Genomic DNA, 17,321 nt, shown 5'->3' with positions numbered 1-17,321 from the left:
GAACGAGGGGTCGGGCGCCCAAGGACATGGCTGTGGCAAGAAAAGTGACGCTTCACGCCGGGGAGAGTCGCTCACCAACGGAAGCAGCCACATGTAAGCATGCGCATGAAAGCATTGTCCAACAGCTTGCGAGAGTTGACGCGTGCTGTAGGGTGTGACCACGCCGACCATCGAAGCCAGGACTCCTCCATGCCGCAGCCACCCCCTCCATCCGCCCAGGTGACAGCCGCCGAGATCTCCCGCATCGCGGGCGTCACGCGCGCCACCGTCAGCAACTGGCGCCGTCGGCACGACGACTTCCCCGCCCCCTCGGGCGGCACGGACAGCAGCCCGCTCTACGACCTGGAGGAGGTCCGCGCCTGGCTCGCCTCGCGCGGACAGCACACGGCGGCCACGCCCAGCGGGGAACTGCGCACGACCCTGCGTCTGCGCGAACAGGGGGGCGCCGGCGCGTCCGACCTGCTCGTACTGGTTCTCGCGGCGGCCCGCCGCCCCGCCGACGACCTCGCAGGTCTGCTCGCACTGCCCGACGCCGACCTGGTGAAGCAGGCGAACGACGCGGCGGCCGGGGTCGCGGACGTGGTACCGGACACGGAACCCGTCCGGTTCACCGACGCCGACACCACGGTCCTGCGCGCCCTGCTGCTCTGCGTCCGCGACGAGGGCGCGCAGACGGCGCTGGGCGTCCTGGCGGAGCGGGAGCTGGAGGACAGCGCCGCCAGCGGCGCCTACCGCACCCCGGCCCCGCTCGCCGACCTGCTGACCCGCCTGGTCCCGGGCTCCCCGGCCCGTGTCCTCGACCCCGCCTGTGGCAGCGGCACCCTGCTGACGGCCGCCGCCGCGCGCGGCGTGCGCGAGTTGTACGGGCAGGACAGCGTCCCCGTCCAGGCACGGCGCACCGCGGTCGGCCTGACCCTGACGGCCGGGGAGGGCGCGGACGTCACCGTGCGTACGGGCGACAGCCTGCGCGCCGACGCCTTCCCCGACCTCACCGTCGACGCCGTGCTGTGCAACCCGCCTTACGGCGACCGTGACTGGGGCCACGACGAACTGGCCTACGACTCCCGCTGGGCGTACGGTTTCCCGCCCCGCGCCGAGTCCGAACTGGCCTGGGTCCAGCACGCGTTGTCCCACCTCGAACCGGGCGGCCACGCCGTGCTGCTCCTCCCGCCGGCGACGGCGTCCCGTTCCTCCGGCCGCCGCATCCGCGCCGAGCTGATCCGCAGCGGCGCGCTGCGCGCGGTGGCGGCCCTGCCGCCGGGGGCGGCGATCCCGCTCCACATCGGCCTGCAGGTGTGGGTGCTGCAGCGCCCGGAGCCGTCCCGGCCGGCGTACCAGACGGTGCTCTTCGTCGACACCGTGGGCGAGCCGTCGGCTCCGGGGCGCGGCGGTACCCGTTCGGGTTCGGTGGACTGGGCGCGGGTGACCGAGCAGATCGTGTCCGCGTGGACGGCGTACGCCGAGGACCCGGACGGGTTCGAGGCGCGGGCCGGTGTGGCGCGGGCGGTGGGCGTGGTCGACCTGCTCGACGAGGTCGTCGACGTGACCCCGGCCCGGCAGGTCCGCGCCTCCCAGGCGGACGTCGACCCGCAGGAACTGGCCCGCGAGGCCGCGGCGGCCCGCGAAGGTCTGGCGGCGGCGGTACGGACGGTGGCCGAGCTGGCCGGCACGACGGCGTGGGACGCCGCGGGGGCTTCGGCCCGCGAGTGGCGCACGGCCACGGTGGCGGACCTGGCGCGGGGCGGGGCGCTGAAGGTGCTGCGTGCGGTTCCGGTCTCGCCGCGGGCGGCGGGCGCCGAGGCGGAGGACGCGGAGGCGGGCGCCGACGGCATGGACCGTCGCCCAGTCCTGACGGGCGGTGACATCGCTGGAGGCGCCGGACCGACAGGGCGGGCCTTGGACGTGCAGGCCGAGCAGATGCCGGAGATCGCCGAGGGCGACGTCCTGGTCCGCAACCTGGTCGGCGGCACCGGCCCCGTGGCCCGCGTCGCGGGTGAGGCGGAGAGCGGCGCCCTGCTGGGGGCCGGCGTCCACCTGTTCCGGCCGGACCCGGCACGCCTTGACCCCTGGTTCCTCCTCGGTTTCCTCAGCTCCGAGGCCAACCTGGCCGGTGCCTCGACCGGCAGCACGTCGTTGCATCTCACTCCGGGGCGGCTGCGCGTACCGCTGCTGCCGCTGGAGGAGCAACGGCGGTATGGCGAGGCTTTCCGGCACGTCGAGGCGTTGCGTCAACAGGCGCGGCACACGAGGGACCTGGCCGAGGAGACGGCACGGCTCGTGAGCGGGGGGCTCACGGGCGGGCAACTGGTGCCGCAGCCCATCTAGGCTCTGGCACCACCCCACTCCAGATGCGGACGGACGAGGACACACCATCCCCTCCCCGCACGCACAGTCATCCGTATCAACCCCGGAAGGGAAACGGAAGAAGTCTTGAACAGCAGCAAGCACACGGAGTTGGCGAACCACGCGTGGTCCGTCGCCGACCTCCTGCGGGGGGACTACAAGCAGTCCGACTACGGCAAGGTCATCCTGCCGTTCACGGTGCTGCGGCGACTGGAGTGCGTGCTGGAGCCGACCCGCGAGAAGGTCGCGGAGATCGCGGAGCAGTACAAGGACGGCGACATCGACCCGGACCGCTTCCTGCGCCGGGCCTCGGGCCACTCCTTCTACAACCGGTCGAACCTGACGCTCAAGAAGATCGCGGGAGATCCGGGGAGCGCGGCGAAGAACCTCCAGGTGTACGTGGGGGCGTTCTCCGACAACGCGCAGGGCGTGCTGGACCGCTTCGAGTTCGCCCAGCAGATCAAGCGGCTGGACGGCGCGGGGCTGCTCTACCAGGTCATCGGCAAGTTCACCGACCTGGACCTGCGTCCCGAGGTCGTGCCCAACCACAACATGGGCTACATCTTCGAGGAGCTGATCCGCCGCTTCGCCGAGCAGTCCAACGAGACGGCCGGTGAACACTTCACGCCGCGTGAGGTCATCCAGCTCATGGTGCGGCTGCTCGTCGCCCCGGACGGCGACGCGCTCCAGCTTCCGGGCGCGGTGCGCACGGTCCTCGACCCGGCCTGCGGCACAGGCGGCATGCTCTCCGCGATGGACGACCTGATCACGGACCTGAACCCGGACGCCACGGTGGAGGTGTTCGGGCAGGAGCTCAACCCCGAGTCCTGGGCGATCTGCCGGTCCGACCTCATGATCAAGGGGCAGGACCCGGACAACATCGCCTTCGGGAACTCGTTCTCCGACGACGGCCACAAGCGCAAGACCTTCGACTACATGCTGGCCAACCCTCCGTTCGGCGTGGAGTGGAAGAAGGTCAAGGACGAGGTCGAGGCCGAGCACAAGCAGCTCGGTGACGCCGGCCGCTTCGGCGCGGGCCTGCCGCGCATCAACGACGGCTCGCTGCTGTTCCTCCAGCACATGATCGACAAGATGAAGCCGGTGGACGTGGACGGCGGGGGCGGCTCACGCCTCGCGATCGTCTTCAACGGCTCCCCACTGTTCACCGGCGCGGCCGGATCGGGTGAGTCGGAGATCCGCCGCTGGATCCTGGAGAACGACTGGCTGGAGGGCATCGTCGCCCTGCCGGACCAGCTCTTCTACAACACCGGCATCTCGACGTACTTCTGGATCCTGACGAACAGGAAGAGCCCGGACCACAAGGGCAAGGTCGTCCTGCTGGACGCCCGCGACCAGTGGCAGAAGATGCGGAAGTCGCTCGGCGACAAGCGCAAGCAGTTGGGCAAGGAGCACATCGCCACGGTGGTCAAGCTGTACGGCGAGGCCCTGGCGGTGGCGGGCGACACGGAGCACCCGCTGCACGGCAAGGTGAAGGTCTTCCGCAACGAGGACTTCGGCTACCAGCGGATCACGGTGGAACGCCCGCTGAAGCTGTGGTTCGAGATCACGGAGGAGACGCTGGCGGCGCTGGAGGCGTCCAAGGCGATCCAGAAGCTGCCGCAGGCCCCGGCCCTGGCGGACGCCTTCAAGTCCCTGATGGGCACGAGCTGGGCCACGAAGCAGGAGGCCTGGCTCGCGTTGAAGGACGCGGTGGTGCAGGCCGGCGGGACGTGGCCGACGGGGGCGCCGTTCAACAAGGCGCTGCGGGAGGTCGTCGGGGTACGGGACCCGGAGGGTGAGGTTCAGCGCGTCAAGGGCGAACCGGAGCCGGACGGGGAGCTGCGGGACTACGAGAACGTGCCGCTGGGCGAGGACGTCGAGGAGTACCTGGCGCGGGAGGTCCACCCGCACGTGCCGGACGCGTGGATCGACCACGGTAAGACGAAGATCGGGTATGAGATCCCGTTCACGCGGCACTTCTATGTCTACGAGCCGCCTCGGCCGTTGGCGGAGATCGACGCGGAGTTGAAGGCGCTGGAGGAAGAGATCCAGGGGTTGTTGGGGGAGGTGACAGCGTGAAGAATCAGGCTTTGGAAATCCCGCTCCGGTATGTTCTTCGCCCTACGGAGAGAACGGGCTTCGAAACTTCCCAGGTCCTCTCCGTCTACCGCGATCACGGTGTAGTCCCCAAGAGCTCACGGAGCGACAACTACAACAAAACTCCAATTGACCTTTCACGCTACCAACTGGTTCAAGCGGGCGACCTCGTTGTCAACAAGATGAAGGCGTGGCAAGGTTCCCTTGGAGTATCCGACCATGAAGGAATCGTTAGCCCCGATTACCTGGTATGTAAGATCGGCGGGCAGGTACACCCTCCTTATCTCCATCATCTATTGAGGTCAGCACCACTTATTGCCGATTTCAAGTCCCGCTCCAAGGGAATCCGCCCAGCACAGTGGCGACTTTATTGGGAAGACCTAGCCCAAGTTCGGGTCAATCTCCCCCTAATCGAGGAGCAGCGCCGCATCGCCGACTTCCTCGACGCCGAGGCGACCCGTATCGATAGCCTCGCCGCCAAGCAATCCAGCCAGTCACAACTCCTGGCCGACAGGGACGTCAGCGATCTTTCTGAGGTCTACCAAAACCTAATGCAGGAGTACGGCGCGATTCGACTCCGCCACATATTGGTGCGCATCGAGCAGGGCTGATCCCCTCAGTGCGAGGACCGGCAAGTTTCCGGCCACGAATGGGGAGTGATAAAGGCCGGTTGCGTAAATAGAGGAATCTTCGATCCTGCACAACACAAGGCGCTTCCGGATCAAGTGCCGCCGCGCCAAGAATACGCCTTGAAGGAGGGGGACCTTCTCATGTCGCGAGCAAGCGGTTCAACGGAACTCATTGGCAGCGTTGGCATCGTTCCTGAGATCGAGCACAACTTGCTCCTATGCGACAAGGTCTATCGACTCGGCTTGGATTCCAGGCTAGGACGGACCGACTTCGTTGCCCACATGCTTCGCAGTCACATGGTGCGTGAACACATCAAGATGGGAATCTCCGGGGGAGAGGGTATGGCCAACAACCTACCCACAGCCGTTGTAAAGGACTGCGTTCTGCCCAAGGCTTCCCTAAGTATGCAAGCGTCAACGGCGCGGAAGCTCGATGAAGATTTCTCGCGAACGGCGCGCGTACGCAACGCTTTGCAGCGGTCGATCAAGCTACTCGCCGAGCGCCGCCAAGCCCTCATCACCGCCGCCGTAACCGGCCAGTTCGACGTGTCCACCGCCAGCGGCCGCAACGTCACCGAAGGAGTATCCGCATGAGCCCCGTGCACGACGAGTCCTCCTTCGGCTCCGCCATCGTCGCTGCCCTCTGTGAACGTGGCTGGCGGGAGGCGAACCCCGAGGACTACCAGGCCGATCTCGGGCTCGACACCAACGAGTTGTTCACCTTCATCGGCGCGACCCAGCCCGACGAGTGGGACGAACTCCTCACCGTCTACGGCGGCAACCCCAACGAAGCCCAGCGCGGTTTCGCGCAGCGGCTTGACCGGGCCATCGCCGATGACGGGCTGCTGCACGTCCTCCGCAACGGCGTGAAGGACCGCGGGGTCCGGCTCCGCGTCGCCTACTTCAAGCCCAACCTCATCTCCGCCGACTCCGTCCTCGACGGCTACCGGGCCAACCGCCTCACCGTCGTCCGCGAGCTCCCCTACGCCACCAAGCAGGCCGACTGGGGCCACCGACTCGACCTAACCCTGTTCCTCAACGGCATCCCCGTCGCGACCGCCGAGCTGAAGAACCCGCTCACCGGGCAGGGCGTCGAGCAGGCCAAGGAGCAGTACCGGACCGACCGCGACCCGACCGAGCTGATCTTTACGCGCCGCGTGATCGCCAACTTCGCCGTCGACCCGGACCTGGTCTTCGTCACCACGCAACTGCGCGGCAAGGGCACCCGGTTCCTGCCGTTCAACACCGGCTCGAACGGTGCCGGCCAGCCCGGCGGGGCCGGCAACCCGGCACCCACCGCCCACGGCAAGTACGCCACGTCCTACCTCTGGGAACAGGTCTGGCAGCGGGACAACTGGCTCGACCTCCTCCAGCGCTTCGTGCACCAGCAGAAGCACAAGACGCCCGGCGGTGGCACCACCAAAACCACGATCTTCCCCCGCTTCCACCAGTGGGACGTGGTCCGCAAGCTCACCGCACACGCGTCCGTGCACGGCGCAGGCCAGAACTACCTGATCATGGCCTCCGCCGGCTCCGGCAAGTCGAACACCATCGGCTGGCTGGCCCACCGCCTCAGCGACCTGCACGCCCGCCGCGATCCCGCCGTCCTACGGCCCGACGCCCTCGCCGACGGGCGCATCAAGCCCGGCGAGCCCGTCTTCGACAAGGTCATCGTCATCACCGACCGCCGTGCGCTGGACGCCCAGCTCTCGGCGACCGTCGGCAGCTTCTCGCAGACCGACGGCCTGGTCGTGAAGATCGACGAGAAGCACGGGGCGAAGAGCGAGCAGTTGGCCCGCGCGCTCTCGCGGGACGCCGGGAAGATCGTCACGGTCACCCTGCACTCGTTCCCGGCACTGCTGAACTACATCAAGAGCAACCCCACCGAGATCAAGGGCACCCGCTTCGCGATCATCGTCGACGAGGCGCACTCCTCCCAGTCCGGGGACGCGGCTACCGCCGTGAAGTCGGCCCTGCGAGACCTCGGCCTGGACGCCGACTCGGACGACGAGGGCGCGACCACGGTCACCGTGGAGGACAAGCTGAAAGCGAAGGCGGTCGAGCGCTCCCACGCCGCCAACCTCTCCTACTTCGCCTTCACGGCCACCCCCAAGTCCAAGACCCTCGAACTCTTCGGCACGGAAGGCGTGGAGAACGGCAAGACCGTCTACCGCCCCTTCCACACCTACTCCATGCGCCAGGCCATCGAGGAAGGCTTCATCCTCGACCCCCTGCGCAACTACGTCACGTACAACACCTACTGGAAGCTCGCGAACCTCAACCACGACGAGAAGGAGGTCGACCCCTCCAAGGCGAACAGCCTGCTCGCCCGGTTCGCGCTCATGCACGAGCACACGGTGTCCCAGCACGCTCAGGTGATCGTGGAGCACTTCGTGGCCCACACCCGCGGCCGGCTCGGCGGACGAGCCAAGGCCATGGTGGTCACGGCGTCCCGGCACTCCGCCGTGCAGATGGCACGCGCCATCAAGAGCTACATCGCCGACCGCGAGTACGACACGAAGTACCCGGACCTCGGTGTCCTGGTCGCCTTCTCCGGTTCCCTCACCATCGACGGCGAGGAGACCACCGAGAGCAAGGAGAACGGCGGCCTGTCGGAGAGCGCGCTGCCGAAGGCGTTCGGCTACACCCGCGCCGATGACAAGGCCGCGAAGGCCGGCGGCAAGGGACAGCAGGAGTACCGGATCCTGGTCGTCGCCGAGAAGTACCAGACCGGCTTCGACCAGCCGCTCCTCACGACGATGTACGTCAACAAGACGCTCACCGGCATCGCGGCCGTGCAGACGCTCTCGCGCCTCAACCGCACCGCCGACCGCAAGTCGCAGGCCGACCTGGCCGTCCTGGACTTCGTCAACGACGCCGAGGACATCCAGGACGCGTTCCGCCCGTACTTCGAGGAGGCGCACACCCTGCCCTCCGACCCGAACCTCCTCTACACGGCCCAGAGCCGCGTCATGTCCGCGCCGATCATCTCGGAGCAGGACATGGACGGGTTCGTCGCCGCGTACTTCGAGGCGCAGGAGAAGGCCGGCGGCTCCCAGGCCAAGTGGGAGAAGCTGCACGCCGAGCTGTACCGGCTCCTCTCCCCCGCCGTCACCCGCTTCAGCACCCTCCTGGAGAGCGAGGAGGAGGACGACGTCGAGGCCGCCGAGGAGTTCCGGGCCAACCTCAACGACTACGTCCGCAAGTACGGCTTCCTCGCGCAGATCGTCCCCTACCAGGACGCCGACCTGGAGCGGCTGTACCTGTACGGGCGTTACCTGCTCAACCGGCTCCCCCGCCTCGCGGACGGCGGCGTCGACATAGGCGAGGTCGACCTCAGCCACCTGCGCGTCGAGAAGACCGGCGAGCACGACAAGTCCCTCGTGCCCGACGGTCCCGCCGAACTCAAGGGGTTCGGCGACGGGGTCGGCGGCGGCAAGGACGCCGAGAAGTCACTGCTGTCCGAACTGATCGAGAAGTTCAACGCGAAGTTCGGCACGGAGTTCACCGAGGAGGACGTCCTCCCCGCCTTCATTGCCACGAAGAAGGACCCGAAGGTGCGGGCCGCCGCCCTCGTCAACGACGAGGAGAACTTCGGCGTCGTCTTCGACAAGAAGTTCGAGGAGAACATGATGGACCACGTCTCCACGATCGACACGCTCGGCAAGCGGTACTTCGGGACGGACCGGGACTTCAAGTCCAACCTCGACCGCAGCGCGCGCCGCGCGGCCTGGCGGATGATCCGCCGCGAGGAAGGGCTGGACGACTTCTGACAAGGCGAGCGGGCCCGGTGCGACGTGCGCACCGGTCCCGCTCGTCTTACACCCGCCTGTTCAGCGCTCGGCGGCCATCCGCACGAAGCCGTCCCATGCTTCGAGGCTGAAGGACAGCCTGGCTTCTGCGGGACGCTTGGAATCACGTACCCAGACGGCATCGCTGGTCTCGGCCACCTCGATGCACTCGCCGCCCTCCGCACCGCTGTAGCTGCTCTTGCGCCACGCCTCGCCCGTGTTCATAGCTCTCCCAGCACCTTCTCTACGAATCTCAGGGACTCTCGCGGAGTGAGAGCCTGGCTTCGGATGATCCCATAACGCGCTGAGATGGACCGCACCTCGTTCCGGTCAGTGACCAGGATGCTGCGCCCCTGTACCTCCAAGTACGCGATCTGTTCCCCCTTCTTCGGGGTGATCAACGTGAACGGGCCGTCAACACCCGCGTTGTCCTCCTGATCGTTCGACATGACCTGGATCTCGACGTTGCGTCGACGTCCGATGGACTGAATATTCTCCAGCACTCCACGCAGTACGTCCTTGCCCCCGAACGGCTTGCGCAGCACGGCCTCTTCGATGACGAAGCTCACCAGCGGTGCGGGCCAACGGGCGAAAGTCTCCTGCCGCGTCATTCGTGCCGAGACACGCTGCTCGATCGTGTCCTCATCCAGCAGCGGTCGCCGCATCGCCAGCAGAGCTCGCGTGTAGTCCTCGGTCTGAAGGAGCCCTGGCACCGCTTGGACCGCATAGAGGAAGAGTTCGTGGGCCTCTGCCTCCAGCCGCGCCGCATCCCTGAAGAAGGCCGGGTACTGAGCCTTCCCTACCTCCTCCTTCAGCGCCGTAAGCACCCCACCCGCCCCCAACACCTCATCCGCCTGCTCGATGAACTGAGGCTGCGGAATCCGCCTCCCCTGCTCAATCGAAGCCACCGTGTCCGCCGAGTACCCCAGCCGCTTCCCGAACTCCGCCCGCTCCAGCCCCGCCCGCGTCCGCAACAGCTTCAACTGCCGCCCGAACGCGGTCACCACGCCCGTCCCGGGCTCGTCCTCCGGCCGCCGCTGCTGCCGTACCGTCTCCTCGTCCCGCACCTCGGTCACCGCCCTGCCGCCTCTCCCCGCGTACCGTCCCGTACAGCGCCCACGCCCACCCCGTACGAACCCCCGGAAGCAGCGCGTCACCACTGGTCACGCTATGCCACACCACGCCACCGTGAGTGCATGACCGCAACACAATCACCCGTCACGGTGCACCGGTTCACGATGCGCTTCAGCTCCACCCCGCGCGGCGCCCGCCTCGCCCGGCGCATGTGCGAGCACTGCCTCGACGCCTGGGGCGTCCCGTACGACAGCGACGCGCACGACGCCGTCACGCTCGTGGCCGCGGAACTGTGTGCCAACGCCGTGCGGCACGGGCACGTCGCGGGCCGGGCCTTCCGCCTGTGCCTGACCGCCACCCCGGCCACCCGCACCGTGCGGATCGAGGTCACCGACACCCGGGGCGAGAGCCTCCCCCGACTCCCCGCCACCGCGACGGACGACGGCGAGGGCGGACGCGGTCTGCTGCTCGTCGCGGCGCTGGCCGACCGCTGGGGCTGCACACCGCGCCCGGACGGCCCCGGCAAGACGGTCTGGGCCGAATACACGGTGGACACGACGGGCCCCGTGGCACGATCCGGCCCGTCCGCCACACCCTCGTAGGTCCCAGGTGGGATGTTGCCGAGGTGCCGAAGGAATGCCGCGGTGTTCCCCTCAGTCGGAGACCTCCGACCACACCATCACCTGTGCCATTTCACCGGAATTGAAGCCGTTGCTCGTCGACGTGACCGTGAGAACGGCGATGCGCCCGGCGTCGGTCCGAAGACAGACGACCGTCCCCTTCTTCACCTCCACGGTTTTGATGGCCTGAGTGGAGACCAGGTCGGAGCACTGCTGTCTGCCGGGCATGGTCGAGCCGGACCAGAGCGCCATCGCCGAGCTGGACAAGCCCGTGGAAATGCGCGGCGGCTCGACAAGTCCCAAGTGGACGTCGTTGTCGTATTCGCTGGTTTCCGGAGGGACGACGTCGAGGTCCGGTCCTGCGTATGCGATGCGAACGGTCCCTGTGTACTGGATCGTGTTCGGTTCAGGAGCCAGTGTCGCGCTCGGAGGCGGGCTGTCCGAAAGGCCCGGTGCGTCAGAGCCGGCGGGCTGGTTCGCCGACGGAGTGGTACTGGCTGACGACACCGTGCTGTCCGGCGTCCGGGAGGCGCGGGCCGACCACTCGGGTGCTGCGGCCTCCGGCCCACCGTCCGTACCGCCGTCAGCCAGTACGGGAATGAGGACATTGAGCAAGCCGAACACCCCGCCACCGATGGTCGTGACGAGCGCGGCGATAAGACCGGTCTTGCCCGCTTCGCTCAGGCCTTGGAACCAGTTCCAGAACTGGCGTGCACGTGACGGCCGTGGTGAGGAGGGCGCCGGCCCTGATCCCGTGCCGGCCGTCGTGCCCGGCGGTGGGTTCGGTCTGTTCTGAGGTGGTGGCGGCACCGAGGACAACGCGAACCTCCCAGCCTTCAGGTTCAGTTGAGGTCTACGAGAGTAGAAGAAATCGAGCGGCCGTGCCCCGGGGTCTGCGAGAAGTCCCGGGACAGGTCCCGCCCCGGAGGAAGGCCGACAGCGGGAGCGACGAGATCCCGGCCTTCGCCCCGCTCCTCGCCGACCGCCGGGGCTGCCCACCGCGCCCGGACCGGCAGGACGGTACTGGGCCGAATACACGGTGGGCACGACGGGCGCCGTGGCGCGATACGGCCCGTCCACCGCGCCCTCGTAGGACCCGGCTGGACGCAGTGATCCCTTTCCGGGGAAACTGGCCGCGACCGACGGGGCTCGGGAGAACGAGCGAGCGCCGGTGAGGACGCGGGGCGGGGACAGGTGCCGGACAGACCGATCGCGGGCCGCTACGAGCTGCTGGAGCGGCTCGGCCACGGTGGCATGGGCGACGTGTGGCGGGGTTACGACGCGGTGCTGGACCGGCCCGTCGCCGTGAAGCGGATCCGGCCGCAGGCCGTCGCCGCCACGCCGCAGCTCGCCGAGGAGCTGGAGCGGCGCTTCCGCCGCGAGGCGCGGATCACCGCCCGCATCCAGCACCCGGGCGTGCCGCAGGTGTACGACGCCGTCCTCGACAGCACCCACGAGCACCTGTTCCTCGTCATGGAGCTGGTGGAGGGCGTCCCCCTCACCCGGTACGTGCACGAGGAGCGGCCCCTCCCGGTCAGCTGGGCGGCGGCGGTCGCCGCGCAGGTCGCCACCGTGCTGTCGTACGCGCACGACGTGCCCGTGGTGCACCGCGACCTCAAGCCGTCGAACATCCTGGTCGCGCGGGACGGCACGGTGAAGGTCCTCGACTTCGGCGTCGCGGCGATCCTGCAGACCGACGTCACCAGGCTGACGGCCTCCGGCCGGCCCCTCGGCACGCACCAGTACATGGCGCCCGAGCAGGTGCGCGGTATCCGGGTCACCCCGCGCACCGACCTCTACGCCCTCGGCTGCGTGCTCCACGAACTCCTCTGCGGCAAGACGCTGTTCAGCGCGCGCAGCGACTTCGAGCTGATGGACCGGCACGTCCGGGCCGCGCCCACCCCGCTGCGACGCCTGCGCGCCGACGTGCCGGAGGAACTGGAGGCGCTGGTCCTGCACCTGCTGCGCAAGACCCCGGAGAGCCGGCCGGTGGACGTGCAGGAGGTGTACGAGCGGCTGATGCCGTTCCTGCCCGCGCCCGGGGAGTCCTCCGCCCTCGGGGAGGCCGGGCCGCCCGGTGCGCCGGACCCGACCGGGCTCTACCGCCGCCCCTACGCGCCCCGCGCCCGGGTCGAGAGCCGTCCCGGTGCCGCCCCGGACGCGGCGGCGCCCGGCCGGGTCGCCGAGCACGTGGTCTCGCCGCCCGAACGGGAGCTGCTACGGGCCCAGTTGCGGGAGGTCGACGAGCACTACGTCGCCCTCATGGAGGAGGAGCGCTACACGCAGGCCGCCGAGGTCGCGGGCGAGATGATCGAACCGCTGGCGCGGGCCCTGGGCGCCGAGAACAAGGCCGTCCTGCGGCTGCGGCGCCGCCGGGCGGTCAGCCGGCAGCTGGCGGGCGACCACCGGGCGGCCCTGCCCGAGTTCGAGGCGCTGGCCGAGGCGTACGGCCGCATCAACGGACCGGCCGACGAGGCCGCCCGCGACTGCCGAGCCCAGGCCGCCCGCTGCCGCGGCGAACTCGGCCAGGTGACCGAGGCACTGGCGGAGCTCCGAGCCGTCCTCGAGGTGGAACGGGCCGTCGAGAGCGACGTCAGCGACGCGGCCGTGGAGCTGCGCCGTGACATCGGTGTGCTGCTGATCGGCCAGGGCGACCCGCAGGAGGCCCGCGCCTGCCTGGAGGCCCTGTACGAGGACGTCGTGCTCGTCCACGGCCCGCACCACGACGTGGCCGTCGAGGCCGCGGAGGTCCTGGCCATGCTCCGCCGGGAACTCGACGGCGGGTGACCGGGCCCCGGCGCCGCACCGGGAAGGCCGACCGGCGGCTGGACCGGCTGGGGCGACATCGACCCCGTCGACCGCCCCTGCCCCGAGTGCGGCACCGAGGCGGTCCCGCTCCTCACCATCGCCTCCTCGGAATGGGACGGCATCGGCACGTCCTGGATCGCCGAGGAGGAACCGGCGAGCCCGGCCCCGCCTCCCCTGGGCGCCCGGAACGGCAACTTCACCCTGATCGACATCGTCGGCGGCTACCACCTCCAGCTCCACGCCTGCCCGGCCGACCCCTCCCACCCCCACATCGAACTGGTCCAGTGAGTCCTCGGGGAATCCCTCCGCGATCACTTCTTCGTCGGCCGGCGGCTCGTCGGTCTCCTGGCGGACGGCCCGGCCGGTGCAATCGGGCGGGCCCGGCAACCGGTTGAGGGCGTTGGCCATCAGATGCCTCCGGGCAGCCGGGAACTCGGCGGTGGGTGACCGGCGGAACCCGGACGGCAGCCGCTGGACGAACGCCCACGGCCCGCGGCCACGCCGGGGCGGGGCGGCCTAAAATCCCGGCATGCCGCACCTCGCCCTCGACAGAGCCTTCTGTCAGCAGTTGGAGAAGCTCGAGAAGCACGTCAGGAACGGCGTGTTCGACGCCTGGGAGAAGTTCGAGCGGCTCACCCTCGACCAGCTCTTCAGGGACCCCGGCCTGAAGCTGGAATCCCTCAAGGGCGCCAGGGACCGGCAGATCCGGACCATCCGGATCACCCAGGGATACCGCGGCGTGGTCCTCGCGCCCGAGACGGGCGACACCTTCGTGCTGCTCCGTGTCGGCCCGCACGACGAGGCCACCGAGTGGGCGGTACGGCAGAAGGCGACCATCAACGCCGTCACCGGCGCCGTGGAGCTCCGTGAGATCGCCACCCTGGAGGAGCTGACCCCCACCTACGAGCGCATCGCGCCCGCCGAGGAGCGACGGCTCTTCGCGAAGGTCTCCGACGGGGAGATGGCCGCGCTCGGCATCGACGCCACCACCCTCGCGCAGGCACGCGTACTGACCGGTCTGGAACAGCTCGACGTCTTCGGGCGGTTCTTCCCGCCGGACCAGTACAAGGTGCTGGAGCACCTGGCCCTCGGCGCGAGCGTCGAGCAGACGTGGCAGGAGGTCGTCGTGCCGGCGCTGGCCGACGCGGTCTCGCAGGAGCCCGTCGACACCACCGACTACGCGACCGCCATCGCGCACACCCGCACCCGGATCGCCGTCGTCACGGACGCCGACGAACTGCGCGACATCCTCGACAAGCCGTTCACCGCCTGGCGGATCTTCCTGCATCCCGCCCAGCACAAGGTCGCCTACCGCCCGTCGTACTCCGGCCCCGCGCAGGTGACCGGCGGGCCCGGCACCGGGAAGTCCGTCGTCGCCCTCCACCGGGTGCGGCACCTGCTGCGGCACCTGCGCGACGGCGACCGCATCCTGCTCACCACCTTCACCAACGCCCTCGTGGACTCCCTCTCCGAAGGGCTCTGCCTGCTCGTCGACGATCCGGACCTGCGTGACCGGGTCGACGTCATGACCGTCGACGCCTTCGCCGGGCGCGTGGTCAACACCTCGCGCCGGCCGCTCACCGGGTACGAGGAGACCTCCCGGTGGGAGCAGGCCGCGGAAGCCACCGGCTTCACCGGCACCCCGCAGTTCCTCGCCCAGGAGTACAAGCACGTCGTCCTCGCCCAGGACATCCGCGCTCAAGAGGCGTACGAGCGCTGCGAGCGCCGGGGCCGTGGCAGCGCGTTGCCGTCCTCCGCCCGGCCGCTGGTGTGGCGGACCGTGGAGGAGTTCACCGGGCGGCTGGCCGAGGACGGGCTGCGCACCTACCTCGGCACCTGCGTGGAGGCCACCGATCTGCTGACCGGGCAGGGGCCGTGTTACCGGCACGTCGTCGTCGACGAGGCCCAGGACCTCCATCCTGCCCAGTGGCGGATGCTGCGCGCGGCCGCCCCGCGGCGCCCCGACGACCTGTTCGTCGCGGGCGACCCGCACCAGCGGATCTACGACAACCGGGTGTCGCTGAAGTCCCTCGGCATCAACGTCGCCGGCCGTTCGACCAAGCTGCGCAAGAACTACCGCTCCACTCAGGAGATCCTGAGCTGGGCGACGGGGCTCCTGCTCGGCCGCCCCTACGCCGAACTGGCCGACAGCGGGCGGCACGACACCCTGATCGGGTACAGCTCCGCCCTGCACGGCTCCGGGCCGCGCGTCCACGAGGCGGAGACGGAGGAGGCCGAACTCGACGCCCTGGTCGAGCAGGTGCGCGCGTGGGTGGACGGCGGTGCCGCGTACGGGGAGATCGGGATCTGCGCGCGGTTCAACAAGACCTGCGAGAAGGCCAAGGACCGGCTGATCGCAGCCGGGGTCCCCGCCAGCCGGGTCCGCGCGGGGACCGCCCGTACCGACGACGCGGTCAACGTGGGCACCATGCACACCTTCAAGGGGCTCGAGTACCGCTACACCGCCGTCGTCGGCGTCCACGACCGTGCGCTGCCGAACCCTTCGGCCATCACCCCGGAGGAGGTCGACCGGCTCCAGCACGAGGCCGACCTCGCCGCGGAACGCTGCCTGCTGTTCGTCGCCTGCACCCGGGCCCGGGACGGCCTGTACGTCTCGTGGACCGGGCAGCCGAGCCCGTTCCTGGTGGAGGCCGGCTGCGGGGTGGGGTAGCCGGCACGGTCCGCTCACCGTCCCCCGATCGAACGCACGCAAGCAAACCGGTGAGGTTTGACGGCGCTTTCACTTTCATGGGAGGGTGTAGCCGCTTCAGCTCGTGAAGGGCGGCGCGGCAAAGGACGTCGCGGCGTAAAGGGGTGGGCGGGCGGTGGCGAGGGGGACGCGGCTTCAGCCGCCCGCGGCTCTGCCGGGGTGCCGGCGACCGGACTCCTCCTCCTGCCCGCAGCAGTGCGGGACGCCCCGCTGGGGCGCTCGCGGAAGGGGTGTGTGATGGCCGACGAGAAGACTCCTGACGAGGGAGCGGTCGAGAAGGCCGGACGGTGGATCGCCGATCTCGCGGAGAAGGTCATGGTGAACGGCGTGGGACCGGTCACGGGGTCGGTGACCTGGGCCGAGGACCGTCTTTCGCGTCGGCAGGGTGACGCTTACCGGGCGCCTGAGGACGAGGAGCGCCGTTCTCCCGAGGACATGAAGGACGACATCGACGCGGTCGTCGCCCGCCTCATCAAGGAGTCCGTGGCCGCGGCCGGGACCCAGGGGTTCGTCACCGGGCTCGGAGGTCTGATCACCGCGGGCGTGACGATCCCCGCGAACGTGGCCGCGTCCCTCGCCATCAACATGCGGATGGCCGGTTCCATCGCGCACCTCCGGGGATGGGACATCCGTGATCCGCACGTGCGGACCGTCGCGATGATGCTCGCGATCGGGATGAGCGCGCAGAACGTCCTGGCGTCCTTCGGCGTGAAGGTCGGCCAGAAGCTCGGCGAGCAGATGATCAAGAAGATCCCGATCACGGTGATCCGGGCGATCAACAAGAAGGCCGGAACCCACCTCGTCGCGAAGTACGGAACCAAGCGCGCCGCGATCACGCTCGCCAAGGGGATCCCGATCCTGGGAGGCATCGTCGGAGGCGCCGTGGACGCGGGAGCGACCGCGATCATCGGACGGGCCACGGACAAGGCCCTGCGCGACGGCACCCTGCGAGCCGAGGAACCGGAGTGACGAAGAAGCGGACCGAGTGGACGAGGCGTGCCGCACGGGTTCCGGAATCTCCTGCACCGTCAGCGCGATCCTCGTCGCGCTGACGGTCGGCGAGGAGACGAAGAACGCCCCGCGCGGCGAAGGCGAAGTGCCCACCGCGCCCCGGGCGCGGGGGGCACGGTGGGTCCGCCTCCGTCGGCCTCGTCCGACGTCGAACATGTTCCCCACCGCCGTTCCCCCTTCTCCCCCGGGCCGCTTCGGCCCGGGGCGCCCCACGTCGTCGGCGCCCCGCCCATGATCC

Annotated in this window: 12 protein-coding genes; 9 read left to right on the top strand and 3 right to left on the bottom strand. The window is 69.4% G+C overall.

Annotated features, from left to right (window positions below):
* The first annotated feature begins 189 nt into the window (after positions 1-189).
* The 5 genes from ACF1DX_RS30210 to ACF1DX_RS30190 all read left to right on the top strand — a co-directional run bounded on the left by ACF1DX_RS30210 (position 190) and on the right by ACF1DX_RS30190 (position 8,842).
* Entirely contained in the window at positions 190-2,325 is a 2,136-nt protein-coding gene (locus ACF1DX_RS30210; RefSeq protein ID WP_391794297.1) for an N-6 DNA methylase, read from the top strand.
* 105 nt (positions 2,326-2,430) lie between these two features.
* Positions 2,431-4,422: an N-6 DNA methylase gene (locus ACF1DX_RS30205; RefSeq protein WP_391794295.1), complete on the top strand. Its 1,992-nt coding sequence runs from the start codon at positions 2,431-2,433 to the stop codon at positions 4,420-4,422.
* The gene (locus ACF1DX_RS30200; RefSeq protein WP_391794294.1) at positions 4,419-5,051 is read left to right on the top strand and encodes a restriction endonuclease subunit S; all 633 of its coding nucleotides are present in this window, start codon (positions 4,419-4,421) and stop codon (positions 5,049-5,051) included. The genes ACF1DX_RS30205 and ACF1DX_RS30200 overlap by 4 nt, the downstream gene beginning before the upstream one ends.
* 159 nt (positions 5,052-5,210) lie before the next feature.
* Positions 5,211-5,663: a hypothetical protein gene (locus ACF1DX_RS30195; RefSeq protein ID WP_391794293.1), complete on the top strand. Its 453-nt coding sequence runs from the start codon at positions 5,211-5,213 to the stop codon at positions 5,661-5,663.
* Positions 5,660-8,842, top strand: coding sequence for a type I restriction endonuclease subunit R (locus ACF1DX_RS30190; RefSeq protein ID WP_391794292.1), 3,183 nt, complete (start codon positions 5,660-5,662; stop codon positions 8,840-8,842). The genes ACF1DX_RS30195 and ACF1DX_RS30190 overlap by 4 nt, the downstream gene beginning before the upstream one ends.
* Before the next feature lie 60 nt (positions 8,843-8,902).
* On the opposite strand, the gene ACF1DX_RS30185 is transcribed toward ACF1DX_RS30190, so the two are convergent.
* Both ACF1DX_RS30185 and ACF1DX_RS30180 read right to left on the bottom strand, forming a co-directional pair.
* Entirely contained in the window at positions 8,903-9,085 is a 183-nt protein-coding gene (locus tag ACF1DX_RS30185) for a DUF397 domain-containing protein (protein ID WP_391794291.1), read from the bottom strand.
* On the bottom strand, positions 9,082-9,927 hold the full coding sequence (locus ACF1DX_RS30180) for a helix-turn-helix domain-containing protein (RefSeq protein WP_391794351.1): 846 nt from the start codon (positions 9,925-9,927) through the stop codon (positions 9,082-9,084). Before ACF1DX_RS30180 ends, ACF1DX_RS30185 begins: the two co-directional genes overlap by 4 nt.
* Before the next feature lie 129 nt (positions 9,928-10,056).
* On the opposite strand from ACF1DX_RS30180, the gene ACF1DX_RS30175 reads away from it, so the two are divergent.
* A complete protein-coding gene (locus ACF1DX_RS30175) occupies positions 10,057-10,536 on the top strand; it encodes an ATP-binding protein (RefSeq protein ID WP_391794290.1) in 480 nt (159 codons plus the stop codon).
* Between the two features lie 51 nt (positions 10,537-10,587).
* On the opposite strand, the gene ACF1DX_RS30170 is transcribed toward ACF1DX_RS30175, so the two are convergent.
* Positions 10,588-11,373, bottom strand: coding sequence for a hypothetical protein (locus tag ACF1DX_RS30170; RefSeq protein WP_391794289.1), 786 nt, complete (start codon positions 11,371-11,373; stop codon positions 10,588-10,590).
* Between the two features lie 375 nt (positions 11,374-11,748).
* On the opposite strand from ACF1DX_RS30170, the gene ACF1DX_RS30165 reads away from it, so the two are divergent.
* From ACF1DX_RS30165 to ACF1DX_RS30155, 3 genes are all read left to right on the top strand, one after another.
* Positions 11,749-13,341, top strand: a complete 1,593-nt coding sequence (locus ACF1DX_RS30165; RefSeq protein WP_391794288.1) for a protein kinase — start codon at positions 11,749-11,751, stop codon at positions 13,339-13,341.
* A gap of 550 nt (positions 13,342-13,891) precedes the next feature.
* Positions 13,892-16,033 (top strand): UvrD-helicase domain-containing protein, encoded by a 2,142-nt coding sequence (locus ACF1DX_RS30160; protein ID WP_391794287.1) that lies wholly within the window; start codon positions 13,892-13,894, stop codon positions 16,031-16,033.
* Between the two features lie 276 nt (positions 16,034-16,309).
* A complete protein-coding gene (locus ACF1DX_RS30155; RefSeq protein WP_391794286.1) occupies positions 16,310-17,041 on the top strand; it encodes an EcsC family protein in 732 nt (243 codons plus the stop codon).
* Positions 17,042-17,321 lie beyond the last annotated feature (280 nt).

Origin of the sequence: Streptomyces sp. NPDC014676 (assembly GCF_043084105.1) — a bacterium.
Classification (GTDB): domain Bacteria; phylum Actinomycetota; class Actinomycetes; order Streptomycetales; family Streptomycetaceae; genus Streptomyces.
This window is presented reverse-complemented; position numbering and strand designations above follow the sequence as displayed.